General features: G+C 62.6%; 13 protein-coding genes. 10 read left to right on the top strand and 3 right to left on the bottom strand.

The genetic code is table 11. The features are described 5' to 3' along the window. The first annotated feature begins 108 nt into the window (after window positions 1-108). Window positions 109-1,428, top strand: coding sequence for an ArgE/DapE family deacylase (locus O4H53_RS23900; protein ID WP_269367489.1), 1,320 nt, complete (start codon window positions 109-111; stop codon window positions 1,426-1,428). On the opposite strand, the gene O4H53_RS23895 is transcribed toward O4H53_RS23900, so the two are convergent. Continuing rightward, on the bottom strand, window positions 1,417-3,714 hold the full coding sequence (locus tag O4H53_RS23895; RefSeq protein WP_269367488.1) for a penicillin acylase family protein: 2,298 nt from the start codon (window positions 3,712-3,714) through the stop codon (window positions 1,417-1,419). The two genes, O4H53_RS23900 and O4H53_RS23895, sit on opposite strands and share 12 nt — an antisense overlap. Before the next feature lie 20 nt (window positions 3,715-3,734). Further along, entirely contained in the window at window positions 3,735-4,547 is an 813-nt protein-coding gene (locus O4H53_RS23890) for an IclR family transcriptional regulator (protein ID WP_269367487.1), read from the bottom strand. Window positions 4,548-4,700: 153 nt separating this feature from the next. On the opposite strand from O4H53_RS23890, the gene O4H53_RS23885 reads away from it, so the two are divergent. From O4H53_RS23885 to O4H53_RS23850, 8 genes are all read left to right on the top strand, one after another. Then, on the top strand, window positions 4,701-6,215 hold the full coding sequence (locus tag O4H53_RS23885; RefSeq protein ID WP_269367486.1) for a M81 family metallopeptidase: 1,515 nt from the start codon (window positions 4,701-4,703) through the stop codon (window positions 6,213-6,215). Between the two features lie 109 nt (window positions 6,216-6,324). After that, complete coding sequence (locus O4H53_RS23880) at window positions 6,325-7,932, top strand: ABC transporter substrate-binding protein (RefSeq protein ID WP_269367485.1); 1,608 nt, start codon at window positions 6,325-6,327, stop codon at window positions 7,930-7,932. Window positions 7,933-8,003: 71 nt separating this feature from the next. After that, on the top strand, window positions 8,004-8,948 hold the full coding sequence (locus O4H53_RS23875; protein ID WP_269367484.1) for an ABC transporter permease: 945 nt from the start codon (window positions 8,004-8,006) through the stop codon (window positions 8,946-8,948). Continuing rightward, window positions 8,945-9,835, top strand: a complete 891-nt coding sequence (locus O4H53_RS23870) for an ABC transporter permease (RefSeq protein WP_269367483.1) — start codon at window positions 8,945-8,947, stop codon at window positions 9,833-9,835. The genes O4H53_RS23875 and O4H53_RS23870 overlap by 4 nt, the downstream gene beginning before the upstream one ends. Further along, the gene (locus tag O4H53_RS23865) at window positions 9,832-11,460 is read left to right on the top strand and encodes an ABC transporter ATP-binding protein (protein ID WP_269367482.1); all 1,629 of its coding nucleotides are present in this window, start codon (window positions 9,832-9,834) and stop codon (window positions 11,458-11,460) included. The genes O4H53_RS23870 and O4H53_RS23865 overlap by 4 nt, the downstream gene beginning before the upstream one ends. An 18-nt stretch (window positions 11,461-11,478) precedes the next feature. After that, a complete protein-coding gene (locus tag O4H53_RS23860; protein WP_269367481.1) occupies window positions 11,479-12,642 on the top strand; it encodes a M20 aminoacylase family protein in 1,164 nt (387 codons plus the stop codon). An 11-nt stretch (window positions 12,643-12,653) separates the two neighbouring features. Then, complete coding sequence (locus O4H53_RS23855; protein ID WP_269367480.1) at window positions 12,654-13,787, top strand: M20/M25/M40 family metallo-hydrolase; 1,134 nt, start codon at window positions 12,654-12,656, stop codon at window positions 13,785-13,787. Window positions 13,788-14,178: 391 nt separating this feature from the next. Then, window positions 14,179-14,604 carry a hypothetical protein gene (locus O4H53_RS23850; RefSeq protein ID WP_269367479.1) on the top strand — a complete coding sequence of 142 codons (426 nt, stop codon included), beginning with the start codon at window positions 14,179-14,181 and terminating at the stop codon, window positions 14,602-14,604. Window positions 14,605-14,718: 114 nt separating this feature from the next. On the opposite strand, the gene O4H53_RS23845 is transcribed toward O4H53_RS23850, so the two are convergent. Then, window positions 14,719-15,606 carry a LysR family transcriptional regulator gene (locus O4H53_RS23845; protein WP_269367478.1) on the bottom strand — a complete coding sequence of 296 codons (888 nt, stop codon included), beginning with the start codon at window positions 15,604-15,606 and terminating at the stop codon, window positions 14,719-14,721. A gap of 93 nt (window positions 15,607-15,699) precedes the next feature. Here O4H53_RS23845 and O4H53_RS23840 point away from each other — a divergent pair, with 93 nt between their 5' ends. After that, window positions 15,700-16,182: an NAD(P)H-dependent oxidoreductase gene (locus O4H53_RS23840; protein WP_269367477.1), complete on the top strand. Its 483-nt coding sequence runs from the start codon at window positions 15,700-15,702 to the stop codon at window positions 16,180-16,182. Window positions 16,183-16,247 lie beyond the last annotated feature (65 nt).

Raw genomic sequence — 16,247 nt, 5'->3', positions numbered from 1 at the left:
CTGGTTCCGATCAGGACGTGACGGAGATTGAAGCCGAAGGCGGTCTGGGCGATTGACGCGGCCCTGTATTGGGCCAAGTCTGGGCGAAACCGATTGCAGGAGCTTTCAATGACCACGGACAGCACAACCCTTCCACTGCCGGATGGCGCTTTGGAGCGGATCACCAAAGCCGTCGATGCGGGGTTCGAGGCCCAGGTCGGGTTTCTGGCGGATTTCGTCGCAATCCCGAGCCTGAGGTTCGAGGAAGGTGCCGCCCAGGATTTCATGGCGCAGGCGCTGCGGCAACGGGGCTACAAGGTGGATGACTGGACGATCCGGCTGGAAGACCTTGAGCACCTGCCGGGGTTCGGGCCGATCCACGGTGATTTTTCACGCGCGCGCAGTGTGGTCGGCAGCCATCACAGTGCCCGGACAAAAGGGCGTTCGCTGATCCTGCAGGGGCATCTGGACGTGGTGCCGACCGGGCCGGTCGAGATGTGGAAGTATCACCCCTTCGACCCGGTGATCGAGAACGGCTGGATGAACGGCCGAGGGGCAGGAGACATGAAGGCCGGCACGGTCGCCGCCCTTTACGCGCTGGATGCGGTCAAGGCCGCCGGGTTCGAGCCTGCGGCGACCGTGCATTTCCAGTCGGTAATCGAGGAGGAAAGCACGGGACTTGGCGCGCTTTCGACCCTGCAGCGGGGCTACCGCGCCGATGTCGCGGTTCTGCCGGAGCCATCGAGCCTGACGATCAACCGCGCTCAGGTGGGGGCACTTTGGTTTCGGCTACGGGTGCGGGGCAAGCCGGTGCATGTGTCGGTCGCGGGCGAAGGGTCGAACGCGATCATGGCGGGCTATGATATTCTTGCCGCCTTGAAAGAAATGGAGGCGGAGTGGAACGCGCGCGCGGCGCAGGACCCGGTCTATCATGACGTGCCGCATCCGCTGAACTTCAATGCGGGCAAGATCGAGGGCGGGGACTGGGCATCAAGCGTGCCGGCCTGGTGCGACATCGACTGCCGGATGGGCGTGCTGCCGGGGCAGGATCTGGAGGCTGCCAAGGCCGAGATCGAGGCCCGCGTGTCGGGAGCGGCGCGCGACCATCCTTTCCTGTCCAACAACCCGCCCGAGGTGATCTGGAACGGTTTCCAGGCCGAAGGATACGTGCTGGGGTCCGACGCCGACCCGGCGCTGGCGGTGATGCGCGCGGCCCACGCGCAGGTCATGGGTGCGGGCGCGCAGATCGCCGAGCACAAGATGACGGCGCTGACGGACACGCGGTTTTATGGTCTCTACTATGACATTCCGGCCTTTTGCATCGGGCCTACAGCACAGAACATTCACGGCTTCGATGAACGGGTCGAACTGGAATCGATCCGCAAGCTGACGGTGGTTCTGGCGCTGTTCATCGCGCAATGGTGCGGTTTGAACCCTTTAAGGGACTAGGTTGATCCGGGATCTGGTCGCGGAATCCACGGCTTCCGCCGAATAGAGCATCGGCACGTAATCCCCCGCAGCCCAGAGTGGCGCCAGATCGGCGTAGTGGGGGCTGTCCGGCAGGGCGGACTGGCCGGGCGTGTTGATCCAGACGCTGTTGTCCCATGCGCCCACGTCCACAACCATGCGGACCGAGGCGCCGATGGTCACCCGGTAGTCCGCCGCTTCGTAGTGGCCCAGCATCACGGTGCCACCCGCCCCGCCGGTCGGCAGGGGGCCGATATCCTGCTTGCCGCCGATCGGGGTCAGCGCGTGAATGAAATAGCCCTGGTGCAGGTCGCCCCATTGCCATCTGGTGGTGTCCTTGCCGTAGGTTTCGCAGGCTTCATCCCAGGCGGTCTGCAGCGTGCCGGCCAGAAGCGCATCGCGGTCCGGTGCTGCCCGGGCAGCAAGGCCTGGAAGATCGCCGCGCAGCAGGCGCAGGACGGTAGGCACGCTGCCCGGAACAAGAACGGCGCGCAGGGCGGGATCCTCCGCCACCCGATCCAGCAGGGCGGGGCGCAGGTGCCGGGACAACCAGATCTCATAAAGAAGCGCGGCGGCGGAAGAAGCCCGCGCATAGCCGTCCCAGGCCTGCAGCAATCCTCGGGCCGGGGAGAGGGCGCTGGCGGGCAGCATCGCGCAAAGCTCTTCGGCCAGGGCCGAATAGGTATCGGTTTGCAATGCGCAATTGTCGGCCACGTTTCGGGCACCACCCCTGGCGATCACATCGGCGATGCGGTCGGCGCGGCCGTCCTCGAACCATTCAAAGCCGACGGGCCGGGCATCGTGATCCCAGGTGTCCGGCAGGTTCATCTCGTTCGCGGAATGGACAAAGCCGCGCTTGGGGTTGGTAATGGCGGGCAGGTCCTCGGCGGTCATGTATCCCTGCCATTCAAAGCGGCCATCGCCCGGCACCGGGGTCAGGCCGCGCCAGCCGGAGCGGCGCGGGACATAGGCCGCCGCCTGCCAGCAGATATCGCCGGTGGTATCGGCATAGACCATGTTGACCGAGGGCGCGCCCCATGTGGCAAGTGCCTTGCGGAAGTTTGGCGCGCTGGTGCTGCGCATGGATTTGAGAGACCCCATATAGGGCGACGTGCCCGGATCGGTAAAGACAGTGCGGACAGCGACGCCGACATTGTCCCGCGCATGGACCAATGGGCCGTGACGGGTAAAGCCCAGGGTTAGAGACTGTTCCGGCGCATCTTTCACCGCAAATTTCTCTTCCACCCAGGTGATCGCCTCGGTCCCGGTGCCAAAGCGGTAGGCGTTGCCGTCCTCGGTCAGGTCGTAAACCATGACGTCCTCCTGATCAGCGCAGAAGATCGTGAGGCTGAAGGCCGCGGTGCCGTTGTGGCCGGCCATGATGCCGGGAGAAGAGGGCTCTCCCGCACCGATTATGTCGAGGCCTGGCGCGGTGAGATGGACCATGTAGCGCAGGGAGGGTGCGGCATGGGCGCGGTGCGGGTCGCTTGCCATGATGGCGCGACCGGTGTCCGTCTGGCCCGGCGCAATGGCCCAGTTGTTAGAGCCTTCGGGTGGTGTTGCGCGCTGCACGGTCTTTCGCGCGTCGACACTGGACCATAGCGGTGCCTCTTCCAGCGTTGCGTCGAGCCGGGCGCGCTGGAAGGTCACGGGTGCCGTGGCAAGCTCGTAGACCGCCAGCGCATCTGAAGGCAGGCGCTTGTCGGTTGTGACGTCCCATTCGCTGTCCGGCACGGGAGGGGACAGGGGCACACGCAAGAGATCGGTTTCCGGGTCGGCAAGGGTATGGACCTGCAGACGCGCCAGTTCCGACGCCGCGTTGCGGGCGAGACAATGGGTGCGGATGCGCACCACATCCTCGGGCAGCCAATGGGCCGGTTCAGTCCCTAACTCGGCGAATTCGGGCGGCAGGGGCAGGTCACCCGCAAGCACCAGATCGACAGCGGCATTGATGCCTGCGGCGAAAGCCGTGCAGATTTCCCGGGAATCTTCGCCATAGGCGGCCCATTCCCGATCCATCTCTCCGCGATAGAGAAACAACCGCGCGGCGCGGTCCTGCATCAGATAGCCGGGCCCGAAGTCGGCGGCCAGCAGGCCCAACCCGCGCTTGCGCCAGAGGTCAATCTGCCAGAGCCGGTCGCGCGCGGCGTTGAACCCCTGGAGGAAAAAAGCGTCTTGCTGGGTCTCCGCGCGGATATGCGCCATGCCCCATGTGTCGATTGAGATGCTGGCAGGGGCCGAGAGGCCGGGCAGTTTGATCGTTGTCATGGGATGTCTCCTGGGGAAGATCAGTACTTGCTGAGGGCGCGGGCGGCCTGCTGGCCAAGCGGTGCGGTGCGGGCGCGGAACTCTTCGGGGGTCCACTCGGCAAGCGAGCCTGCGATGTGAATGGCGGCGACCGGTGCGCCCTTGCTGTCGAGGATCGCAAAACCCATGGCGATTTCGCCTGACAGGATCTGGTTCAGTGCAAGCGCATAGCCCTGTGCGCGGGTCTGTTCGACAGCCTGCATGATTTCGTCAATTTCGGTCATCGTGTTCGGGGTGAAGGGCCGCCTGTCCGAGCGGGCGACAAGATCGCGGGCGGTGTCTTCGGGCAGGCGGGCCAGGATGGCCAACCCGCCGGAGGTGCAGAATGTCGGCACGCTGTGGCCGACGATAGAGGCGTTGAAGGTCTGACGCTTGGTCTGGAGACGCACGGCATAGACCATACGGAGGTCATCGAAGAGCGACAGGTCGATCCGTTCGCGCACCGTGGTGCGCAGTTCCTGCAGGACCGGTGTGGCCTGCCGTACCAGCGGATTCAGACGCAGAAAATCGAGCGTGTGATCCAGGATGCTGACGCCGGGGACATAGCCGTGCCCGTTTGCGTCGCGGCTGATGTAGCCAAGGGCGCGCATGGTATGGACCATCCGCTGGGCCGCGCTGCGGTCGAGCCCGGCACGTGATGCGACTTCAGAGAGGGTCAGGGGCCCTTCGGTCTGGTGAAAGGCCGACAGCACCGCCATCGCCTTTTCCACGGATCGGACGAAAAGCGGGCTGGCGCGTTCCTCTTCCAGATTGGCGGAGCGGCCGGTTTCGGCGCGTATCGTATTCCTGAACATTATCGCTTTCCTGACACAGCGGCATTGACGCCAGGTAAGGCGGCGGCATACGATTTCTATACGATGTAGTTGTATTGTCTTGCAATACTTCTGTGGGCGACGGACAAGCGGGCCGAGGTCGGACCGCCGTCAGCACCAGTCGGGGGAAACAAGATGTCAAAGCGCGTGGCGCTGGCCGGATTTCTACATGAAACAAACACTTTCGCGCCTACGAAAGCGCGCATGGCGGACTTTGTGCAGGGGGGTGGTTACATGCCCCTGGCCCGTGGGAAGGCCGTTCTGAGCCAGGGGCGCGACATCAACCTTGGAATTGGCGGCGCGGTCCAGTTTGGCGAATCGGCGGGCTGGGAGATGGTGCCAATCCTCTGGGCGGGTGCCATACCGTCGGCCCATGTTTCAAAAGATGCCTATGAAAGCATCAGTGACGAGATAGTTTCGGGCATTGCGGGGGCCGGCGCGCTGGACGGTGTCTTTATCGACCTGCATGGCGCGATGGTGGCGGAACACGAGGACGATGGCGAGGGCCGGCTGCTCAAGCGCCTGCGCAAGGTGGTGGGGCCGCATGTCCCGATTGCCGCGGCTCTCGACCTGCATGGAAACATCACCCAGGATATGGTGGATGCGGCCGACGTGCTGGTGGGGTTTCGTACCTATCCCCATGTGGACATGGCCGAGACGGGGCACCGGGCCGCGGCGCAACTGGATGCGCTGATGGCGCGGGGGGCGCCCTTTGCCGCGGCGTTCCGGCGGCTGCCCTTCCTGGTGCCGATCGCCTGGCAGAGCACAAGGGCGCAACCGGGGCAGCGGATTTACGAACTGGTCGCGGAACAGGAGGGTGGCGGCGTGGCCAGCACGTCGTTCTTCTTCGGCTTTCCGGCGGCGGATTTTCCCGGCTGTGGTCCGACCGTGATATGCTATGGTGAAACGCAAGCCGATGCAGATCGCGCGGCGGATGCCATAGAGCAGGCCGTTCTGGCGGCGGAGCCGGAGCTGGCGGGAGAGACCTTTGAGCCTGAGGCGGGTGTAAACGAGGCGATGCGCATTGCCCGTGGCGCAAGCCGTCCGGTGGTGATTGCGGATACGCAGGACAATCCCGGCGCGGGGGGCGACAGCAACACCACGGGGATGTTGCGCGCGCTGGTCGCACGGGGGGCGCAACGGGCGGCCCTGGGCAATATGGTCGATCCGCGCGCAGCAGCGGCAGCACACGAAGCGGGGCAGGGGGCCGAAATAGAAATCGCACTTGGCGGTTTCTCGGGCATAGCGGGCGACACGCCGTTCGAGGGGCGCTTTACGGTCGAGGCCCTGTCTGACGGCAAACTGGTGGCGAAGGGACCGTTCTATGGCGGCGCGCCCCTGGACATGGGTCCTTCCGCCTGCCTGCGTATCGGCGACGTGCGCGTGGTGGTCACCACGAACAAGGCGCAGATGGCCGATCGCGAGATGTATCGCTTTGTCGGGATCGAACCGGAGAAACAGGCGATACTTGTCAACAAGAGCTCGGTGCATTTTCGGGCCGATTTCGACGGCATCGCAGAAACGATCCTGACCTGCACGGCCCCCGGCCCGATGCCGGTCAGCCCGGCAAGCCTGCCGTTCAAGAACCTCGCCCCCGGCATGAGGCTGGAGCCTCTGGGGCGGGTTTTCGAGGCACCGACTGCCGCCTGACCTGCGGCGGCACAGACAGATGAAAGGAGCGACGACATAGCCAAGGAAGATCAAGAAACGAAAACAGGGGCAAAAGCCTCGCGATGACACCAACCAACGGGAGTTACCAATGAAACTGCTGAATTTCACAAAATCGGGAACCGGATTCCGCATGTCCCTGTTCTCTGCGGCGCTGGCGGGTCTTGCCATGATGTCCGGGGCCGTGGACGCGCAAACGCTGCGCGCGGTCAAGCACTCTGACCTTCGGGTGCTGGACCCGATCCTGACCACCGCTTACATGAGCCGGAACCACGGCTACATGATCTTTGACACGCTCTATGCGCTGGATTCCGATCTGGTGCCGCAGCCGCAGATGGTCGACAGCCACGAAGTGTCCGAAGACGGGCTGACATATACTTTTACCCTGCGCGACGGATTGAAGTTTCATGACGGCGCAGATGTCACCGGAGAGGATGTTGCGGCGTCGATCAAGCGCTGGGGCGAACGCGACGGAATGGGACAGGTGCTGATGTCCTTTGTCGAAAGCATGTCGCAGGGCGACAGCCCCAATCAGTTCGTCATCAACCTGAAGGAACCCTACGGCCTGGTCATCGACAGCCTGGCGAAACCTTCGTCGAACGTGCCGTTCATCATGCCCAAGCGGCTGGCGGAAACGCCCTCTACAGAGCCTATTCCGGAGCAGATCGGCTCTGGCCCGTTCAAATGGGTGGCGGATGAATACCAGCCCGGCGTCATCGCGGTTTATGAAAAGTTCGAGGACTACGTGCCGCGTGACGAACCGGCAAGCTGGGCATCGGGCGGCAAGGTCGTCAAGGTGGATCGCGTCGAATGGGTCGTGATGGCTGATGATCAGACCGCGTTGAACGCGCTTCAGGCGGGCGAGATCGACTATTGGGAAAGCCCGCCTTCTGACCTTTTGCCGATCCTCGATGCCAACCCCGATGTGACGGTCAAGAACCTCAACGCGCTTGGCTTTCAGACGATCATGCGGCCCAATACTTTGAATGCGCCGATGGACGATCCGAAAATCCGCAAGGCCGCCATTGCCGCAGTGAACCAGAAAGACGTTCTGGATGCGCTCGTGGGCAACCCGGACCTCTACAAGATATGTGGCGCGATGTTTGTTTGCGATACGCCGCTGGCCAGCGATGTCGGCTCCGAGACGCTGACGCAAGGCAACGGTATGGACCAGGCCAAGGCGCTGCTGGAAGAGGCGGGTTATGACGGCACGCCCATCGTCGTCATGCACCCGACAGATGTGAGCACTCTGCGTTCGCAGCCTGTCGTGGTGGCGCAGGCGATGCGGGACGCGGGCTTTACCGTCGATCTGCAGGCGATGGACTGGCAGACCCTGGTCGGCAAGCGCGCGTCGCAGGCCTCCATCGCGGATGGCGGCTGGCACATGTTCATGACCAACTGGGTGGGCGCGGATGTGTTCAACCCCCTGGTGAACAACATGGTCAACGGCAAGGGCCCCGATGGCGGCTGGTTCGGCTGGCCGGATGTGCCGAAGCTGGAAGAGCTGCGTACGGCCTATGCCACAGCCGCGACGCTGGAAGAACAGAAGGGTCTGGCCGAGGAAATTCAGGCCCTGGCCTATGAGGAGGGCATCTATGCCCCGATCGGCCAGTACTTCGTTCCGACGGCATGGTCCAACAACCTTGAGGGTGTGCTGGACGCGCCCGCGCCGCTGTTCTGGAACATCAGCAAGAACTGATGCGACACCGGCCTCGCGTTATATGCGCGGGGCCGGACACCTCATTCGAATGCATTCCGAAAGGACTTCCGATGGTTGTCTACATCGTGCAGCGCATCCTGGCCGCGATCCCGGTGATGGCCTTTGTCGCGCTCTTCGTCTTTCTGCTGTTGCGACTGACCCCGGGCGACCCGGCGGCGATCATCGCGGGGGATACCGCGACGCCTGCACAGCTTGAGGCGATCCGCGACTCGTTGGGGCTGAACGATCCGCTGCTGGTGCAGTTCTTCAGCTGGATCGGTGACCTGCTGCGCGGCGATTTCGGCACCTCGATCCTGTCCGGCAAGCCGGTGCTGAACCTGATCGCGGACCGGATGGAGCCGACCATCAGCCTGGCGCTGACCACCATCATCCTGTCGGTGCTGATCGCCGTGCCGCTGGGTGTCATTGCCGCGTGGAAGCAGGGCACATTGATCGACCGTTTCGTGATGCTGTTGTCGGTGCTGGGCTTTTCTGTTCCGGTCTTTGTCATCGGCTACCTGATGATCTCGCTTTTCTCCATGCAACTCGGCTGGTTCCCCGTGCAGGGGTTCAAACCCATCGGCGATGGTGTCGGACCATTCCTGCACCGGATTGCCCTGCCGACAGTGACGCTGACCTTGCTCTATATCGCATTGATCGCACGGATCACGCGTACCTCGATGCTGGAGATCCTGGGTGACGATTACGTGCGCACCGCGCGGGCCAAGGGGCTGCCCGAACGCAAGGTGCTCATGCGCCACGCGCTGCGCAATTGTTCCGTGCCGATCATCACGGTGATCGGCATCGGCTTTGCACTGATCATCTCGGGGGTGGTGGTGACGGAATCGGTGTTCAACCTGCCGGGCCTGGGGCGGCTGACGGTCGATGCCGTGCTGAGCCGCGATTACCCGGTGATCCAGGCGGTGATCCTGCTCGCCTCTCTCATCTATGTCGTGATCAACCTGCTGATCGACATTGCCTACGTCCTGCTTGACCCGAGGATCCGATACACATGACCGATCAATCCGCGTCCTCTGTCGTTCCCGCCCGCGTCACCGCGCTGGCCCGCGCGCGGGAGATTGTCTTTTCCGGCCCGCTGGTCACCATCGCCGCCGGTATTCTGCTGATCATCGTTCTGTCGGCGCTGCTGGCGCAATGGATTGTGCCGCACGACCCTGTGCGCCTGTCGCCGGGGGTGCGCCTGAAACCGCCAAGCGAGGAATTCTGGCTTGGCACGGACGCCTATGGCCGCGACCTGTTCTCGCGCATCATCTATGGCGGGCGGATTTCGCTTGTCGTGGGGGTGGCGGCGGCGATCTTTGCCGTGGTGCTGGGCCTGCTGCTGGGTCTGCTGGCGGGTTACATCCGCTGGATCGACGCGATGCTGATGCGGATGGTGGACGGGCTCATGGCTATCCCGTCGATCCTGCTCGCCATTGCCATCGTGTCGCTTTGGGGCGCGAGCCTGTGGACCGTGCTGGTTGCGATCACCATCCCGGAGGTGCCGCGCGTGGTGCGGCTGGTCCGGTCGCTGGTGTTGTCGGCGCGCGAAGAACCCTATGTCGAGGCGGCGATTGCCGCCGGGACCCCGACCTGGATCATCATGCGCCGCCACCTGGTGCCAAACACCATCGCGCCGCTGATCATCCAGGGCACCTATATCTGTGCCAGCGCCATCCTGACCGAGGCGATCCTGAGCTTTCTTGGCGCGGGGATAAACCCCGAGACGCCGAGCTGGGGAAATATCATGGCCGAGGGGCGGATCTATTTCCAGATCAACCCGGGCATCGTGCTCTGGCCCGGCCTGGTGGTGTCGATCACCATCCTGTCCATCAACCTTCTGGGTGACGCGGTGCGCGACGCACTTGATCCGCGCATGGCGAAACGGGGTATCGAAAGATGAGCCTTCTTGAAATTTCCGACCTGCGGATCGCACTGAACGGCGACAGGGACAGCCAGGTGGTCAAGGGGCTGGACCTGAGCATCGAGGCGGGCCAGACCACCTGCCTTGTCGGGGAAAGCGGCTCGGGCAAGTCATTGACCGCACTTGCGACCATGGGTCTGCTGCCGCCAGTGCTGAAACCCATTGCAGGGTCGATCAAGCTGAAGGGGGAGGAGTTGCTGGGGGCGAAACAGTCGCGGTTGCGCGCGCTCAGGGCCACCTCCATGTCCATGATCTTTCAGGAACCGATGACGGCGCTGAACCCGGTCGCCCGTGTCGGCCAGCAGATTGAGGAAGTGCTGGAATTCCATTCGGACCTGTCGCAATCCGCCCGAAAGACCCGGGTGAAGGAAATGATGGAACAGGTGCATCTGCCGGACGTGGACAAGATGTACCGCAGCTTTCCGCATCAATTGTCGGGTGGGCAGCGCCAGCGGATCATGATTGCGATGGCGCTGGTCATGCGGCCACAGCTTCTGATCGCCGATGAACCCACGACCGCACTGGACGTGACGACACAGGCGCAGATCCTCAGTCTGATCCGCGAGTTGCGAGAAGAACAGGGCGCGGCGGTGTTGTTCATCACGCATGACATGGGTGTCGTGTCCGAGATCGCGGATGATGTTACCGTGCTCAAGCTGGGCGAGGTGATGGAGACGCAGAAGCTGGACGACCTCCTGCGCCGTCCCAAGACAGAATACACCCGCGACCTCTTGCGCTCTGTTCCCAGCCAGGTGCCCCGCATGGCGCGGCCCAGGACGTCGGACAACGTGGTGCTGGAGGCGAAGGACCTGTGCAAGACCTATGGCGGTGGCGGGCTGTTCCGCAAGGGCCGCGAGGTCAAGGCGGCTCAGGATGTTTCCTTCAGCCTGCCCAAGGGCCGGACGCTTGGCATCGTGGGTGAAAGCGGATCGGGCAAGACCACGGTTGCACGCTGCATCATGCGGCTGATCGACCCGACATCGGGGGCGATCCGCGTGGGCGGCACGGATATCGCGCAGCTGACGCAAAAGGAACTGAAGCCCGAGCGCAAGAACATCCAGATCGTGTTTCAGGACCCGATGCGCTCGCTGAACCCGCGCATCGAGATCGGCCAGTCGATCATCGAAGGGCCGCTGAATTTCGGTGTGCCGAAGGACAAGGCGCTGGCGCGCGCGCGTGAGTTGCTGGAACTGGTGGGCCTGCCCGCCAGCGCGGTGAACCGCTTTCCACACCAGTTTTCCGGCGGCCAGCGCCAGCGCATCGCGATTGCCCGTGCGCTGGCGATGGACCCCGACGTTCTGGTCGCGGACGAGGCGGTGTCAGCGCTGGATGTTTCGGTTCAGGCGCAGGTGCTGGACCTGCTGGCGGAACTTCAGGAAAGGCTGGGGCTGGGCATATTGTTCATCACCCATGACCTCGGCGTGGCAGCGCAGATCTGCGACGATGTTCTGGTGATGCAATACGGCAAGGTTGTCGAATACGGCCCCGCCGCACAGGTGCTGGGATCGCCTCAGCAGGATTACACCAAGGCGCTGATCAAGGCCGCTCCCGGGCGGCATTGGGATTTCGCGAACTTCCGCCCCTTTGCAGAGGCGGCTGAATAACACAATGGAGACCACCACATGAATGTCATGCCCATCATTGCCGACAGCACGGAAGAGCTGGAGGCGATCTTCAAGGATCTGCACGCCCATCCCGAGATCGGCTTTACCGAGCACCGCACCGCCGGTGTTGTCGCCGAAAAGCTCAAGGCCTATGGCGTTGACGAGATTCACACAGGCATCGCGGGGACTGGTGTTGTCGGTATCATCAGGGGCAACCGCGAGGGCGCCCGCCGGATCGGGCTGCGCGCAGACATGGATGCGCTGCCGATCAACGAGGAAACCAACCTTGCCTATGCCTCGACCAATCCGGGTGTGATGCACGCCTGCGGGCATGACGCGCATACCACCATGCTGCTGGGCGCGGCGCGGCATCTGGCCGCCACCCGCGATTTCGCCGGCACCGCCGTGCTGATCTTTCAACCTGCCGAAGAGGGATTGGGCGGTGCGCGGGGGATGTTGGCGGACGGGCTGTTCGAGCGCTTTCCCTGTGACGAGATTTACGGGATGCACAACATGCCGAATGGCGAGGCCGGCAAAGTCGGTATCTGCAAGGGGGCCGCGATGGCGGGGGCATCGTTTTTCGACATCACCATCCAGGGCAAGGGCAGCCACGCGGCAATGCCGCACCAGTCGCGCGATCCGCTGGTGATTGCCTCCGACCTGGTGGGCAGTCTGCAGACAATCCTGTCACGCAATATTGCGCCACTGGACACCTGTGTGTTGTCGGTGACGCAGATCCATTCCGGATCGGCATATAACGTGGTGCCCGACTCCGCATCGCTGGCGGGGACCATCCGCTATTTCAAGGACGAAGTCTGTCAACTGGCCGAGACCCGCATGCGCGAGCTCTGCGCCGGATTTGCCACCGCTTACGGCGTCACCATCAACATTGATCTGCGCAACATCTTTGACGTCCTGATGAACGATGCTGACCTGTCGGATGCCTATATGGAAGCGGCAGCGGACATCGTGGGGCGCGAGAACATCAGCGGCACCGATGAACCCGCCACCGGGTCAGAGGATTTCGCCGATATGCTCAAGGTCGTGCCCGGCGCCTATTGCCGGATCGGTCACTCCGGCACGACCGGGCTGCACAACCCCAGTTTCTTCCTCGATCCTGAAGTTCTGCCCGTCGGCGCTTCAGTGATGGCGCGTATCGTCGAACGCCGTCTGGCCAACTGAAAGGACATGTGATGAACCCTCTCGAACTTCCCTTTGACACGGATGAGATGCTGACCGGGCTGAAACCCTGGATCGAATGTGAAAGCCCCACTTTTGACGCGGCAGCCGTCAACCGCATGATGGACATTGCAGCCTACGAGATGGCCGCGCTTGGCGCGACGGTCGAGCGCATTCCCGGGCGGATGGGTTTTGGCGGTTCGGTCCGGGCACGGTTTCCGCATCCCGACATGGGCAAACCCGGGATCCTGATTTCAGGGCATATGGATACGGTGCATCCCATCGGCACGCTGGATGTCCTGCCGTTCAAACGCGATGGAGATATCTGCTACGGCCCCGGCTTGATGGACATGAAGGGCGGTAACTATATCGCGCTCGACGCGATCCGAAAGCTGATCGCCGCCGGTCTTCAGACGCCCTTGCCCGTGACGGTCCTGTTCACCCCGGATGAAGAGGTCGGCACCCCGTCCACCCGTGATTTGATCGAGGCCGAGGCCGCGCGCAATGCATATGTCCTGGTGCCCGAACCGGGCCATGACGATGGCGGCGTGACGATCGGCCGCTATGCCATCGCGCGTTTCAACCTCATGACCAAGGGTCAGCCCAGCCACGCGGGTGCGCGTCTCTCCGATGGCAAGTCCGCCATCGCCGCAATGGCCCGCAAGATCGGCGAGATCGAGGATATGACCGGACCGGACTGCACCTTCAGCGTGGGGGTGATCCATGCGGGTCAATGGGTGAACTGTGTCTCCTCCTCCTGCGCGGCAGAGGCGCTGAGCATGGCCAAGAAACAGGAAGACCTTGATGCCGGGGTCGAACGCATGTTGGCGCTTCAGGGGGATATGAACGGTGTCGAATTCATCGTCGAACGCGGCGTGACGCGCCCGGTCTGGCGGCCCGACACGCCCGGCACTGCCAAGATTTTCGACATCGCCAAGGACATTGCCAAAGAGCTTGGCTTTGAGATGCAGGGCCGCAGTCAGGGCGGCGGGTCCGATGGCAATTTCACCGGCGCCATGGGTATTCCAACGCTGGATTCACTGGGGGTTCTGGGCGCGGGGCTGCATACGCTGAAAGAACATATTCAGGTGGATAGCCTGACCACGCGGGCAAAGCTGATGGCGGGGCTGTTGATGCGGCTGGCTTGAAATGGATCAAAAGGCGATGCCAGGGTAAACCGGTGCGATTGTCGGCAACTTGAACTGTGAATGGGCAGAACGGATGCCGGGCCCGCCGGTCAAATACAAATGCCACCGGTTCCCACGGCGAGTCATTTCGCACGCCGTTTGACGACGACGCGGCGCTTTCGGTTCTGGCCGTCGGCGCCGCGACGAGTTGGAGCCACAGGCAGAGGTCATCGGGCATTGGACCCCGGATCCGGCTGGAACCGTCATCCTCTTGCGTAAGGAGACAGCCTGACCAGCGGATCACAGCGCATCCCACTGTGAAGCGATGAACCCAATCCGGCTGGCAAATTCACCGCAGCTGCATCAAAAGTCAGATTGAACCGCAAAACATCCTCAACCAGTAGAGACCAACATGAAACCAACCCCTCCGCTTACCCGCTTTATCGGCGAGGCCGAACGCACGCTGCAAGCGGTTCTGAAACACCAGTTGGATCGCGCCGGACTGCGCTTTGAAGAATGGGTGACCCTGACAATAGTGTCCGGGGCCACCGCGCCGGATAAGGCCGTGCTGCTCCGGCAGATCGCCGCGGCCAAGGTGGTTGCGCTGGGCGATGAAGCGGACCTGTTGCATGCGATAATCCAGCGCGGTCACATCGAAGGCGACAGCGCTCTTGCCCTTTCTGCTGAGGGCCGTGCGGTGTTTGAACCCCTGCGCGACGCAGTTCGCGGCATTACCAGTGGCCTTTTCGCCGAGCTTCCGGCAGATGATCTCGACACAACCCGGCGGGTGCTGGAAGCGGTGACGCAGCGGGCCAATCGGTTTTTGGCGGAAACCTGATATCTGAAACCAGCAAGATGCCAATCCCTGTGCAGTGGCGCGGACGCCACCGCATTGCGCTTGAAACGATGGGTGAGGTACGGGTGCCGAGCGTTATCTTTCGGCATTAGTTCTTCAAGGTTCAAGCTGTGCCCGGATGGAATCGGAACTGGCCAGATAATCCAAAACCGCACGCACGCGCGCCGTGTGCCGCAGGTCGGCGTGGGTGAGGAGCCACAGATCAACGGCGATCTCATCTATATCATCCTCAAGGCGCGTCAGCCTGGCGTCGCGCCCGGCCAGGTAAGCAGGCAGAACCGCGACGCCAATGCCGGCCTGTACCGCGGCATAGATGCCCAGCACGGAATTCATCCGACAGACAACCATCTTGTCGTTGGCGTGATTTTTCATCCATGCGTGCAACTGAGGATAGGGCATCGCCGGGCTTGGTCCGATCCATGCCAAAGGCTGATCAGGGTCCGTCACCGCACCCTTTGCCTGCAGATCATGCCGCCCATATACAGCTTGCCGTATGACGCCCAGTTTGCGCCCGACCAGATGCTCTGCCGGGGCCGCTGCGGGTCTGATGGCGATATCGGCCTCGCGCAGGCTCAGGTCGGATATTTCGTTCGATACACTGATCTCAAGCACGATTTCGGGTGCCAGTCTCCGGAACTCTGACAGCACCGGGGTCAGCAATGCGTGTAAAAGAGTGTCTGTGGTGGCAATCCGCACCACGCCGGAGGGGCGCAGATCACCACCCGACAAACGTCGCTCAGTCTCATTTGTCAGATCGGCAATCTGGCGCGCTATGGCAACGATCTCTTCTCCGGCGGCTGTCGGCCGGTAGCCTGACCTGAAACGCTCGAACAGACGGACGCCCAGTTTGGCTTCGATGACATTGATCCGGCGAAATACAGTTGGATGGCTGAGACCTGCCAGCCGCGCGGCCTTGTTCAATGATCCGGCGTCGGCGATTTGCAGCACGATCCGGTAGTCACCCCAGTCAAGCTCGTTGTTCATCCGTGCAATATTACCTTGCAGATTCGTCAGCTGTGAAAACAGGATTGAACAATAGATGATCCTGAGACATTGGCAAACAGCAGGTGACCAAAGATGCATGTGCACATCATCCATGCCCATCCGGAACCATCATCCTACAACGGGGCCCTGACCAAGGCGGCACAGCAGGCGCTGCAACAACGCGGCGATACCGTCACGATATCCGATCTTTACCAATCGGGTTTCGATCCGGTCGAGAAGCCCGCCAATTATCCCGATCGCGCGGACATGGCGCATTTTGCCGCGCTGAACGAGCAACGGCACGCGTGGCAAAACGGCACATTGCCGGGCGTGATAGAGACTGAAATTGCCAATCTCGAACAGGCCGATCTGGTTGTCTTTCAGTTTCCCCTGTGGTGGCACGGCCCGCCTGCAATCCTCAAGGGATGGTTTGACCGGGTGTTCGTCAGCGGGGGCCTCTACTCCAGCAGCAAGCGCTATGACAGCGGTCATTTCCGGGGCAAGCGCGCGGTGCTTTCTGTCACCACCGGCGCGCCGCGCCAGGCCTTCGGGCCCGGCAGCCGTTGTCGCGTTTAGTTCCCGATTTCAATTGAAGCAGTAAGCTGAAACTGAAGCGCTGGAAATTCACTTTAGCGCTTCAC

The sequence above is a fragment of the Sulfitobacter sp. G21635-S1 genome (assembly GCF_027213915.1).
GTDB lineage: Bacteria > Pseudomonadota > Alphaproteobacteria > Rhodobacterales > Rhodobacteraceae > Sulfitobacter.
Note: the sequence above shows the minus strand (reverse complement) of the source record. Positions and strands in the feature narration are given on the sequence as shown.

Coding starts and splice junctions, on each gene's coding strand:
- O4H53_RS23900 (WP_269367489.1), top strand. CDS start 109: ATGACCACGGACAGCACAACCCTTCCACTGCCGGATGGCGCTTTGGAG.
- O4H53_RS23895 (WP_269367488.1), bottom strand. CDS start 3,714: ATGACAACGATCAAACTGCCCGGCCTCTCGGCCCCTGCCAGCATCTCA.
- O4H53_RS23890 (WP_269367487.1), bottom strand. CDS start 4,547: ATGTTCAGGAATACGATACGCGCCGAAACCGGCCGCTCCGCCAATCTG.
- O4H53_RS23885 (WP_269367486.1), top strand. CDS start 4,701: ATGTCAAAGCGCGTGGCGCTGGCCGGATTTCTACATGAAACAAACACT.
- O4H53_RS23880 (WP_269367485.1), top strand. CDS start 6,325: ATGAAACTGCTGAATTTCACAAAATCGGGAACCGGATTCCGCATGTCC.
- O4H53_RS23875 (WP_269367484.1), top strand. CDS start 8,004: ATGGTTGTCTACATCGTGCAGCGCATCCTGGCCGCGATCCCGGTGATG.
- O4H53_RS23870 (WP_269367483.1), top strand. CDS start 8,945: ATGACCGATCAATCCGCGTCCTCTGTCGTTCCCGCCCGCGTCACCGCG.
- O4H53_RS23865 (WP_269367482.1), top strand. CDS start 9,832: ATGAGCCTTCTTGAAATTTCCGACCTGCGGATCGCACTGAACGGCGAC.
- O4H53_RS23860 (WP_269367481.1), top strand. CDS start 11,479: ATGAATGTCATGCCCATCATTGCCGACAGCACGGAAGAGCTGGAGGCG.
- O4H53_RS23855 (WP_269367480.1), top strand. CDS start 12,654: ATGAACCCTCTCGAACTTCCCTTTGACACGGATGAGATGCTGACCGGG.
- O4H53_RS23850 (WP_269367479.1), top strand. CDS start 14,179: ATGAAACCAACCCCTCCGCTTACCCGCTTTATCGGCGAGGCCGAACGC.
- O4H53_RS23845 (WP_269367478.1), bottom strand. CDS start 15,606: ATGAACAACGAGCTTGACTGGGGTGACTACCGGATCGTGCTGCAAATC.
- O4H53_RS23840 (WP_269367477.1), top strand. CDS start 15,700: ATGCATGTGCACATCATCCATGCCCATCCGGAACCATCATCCTACAAC.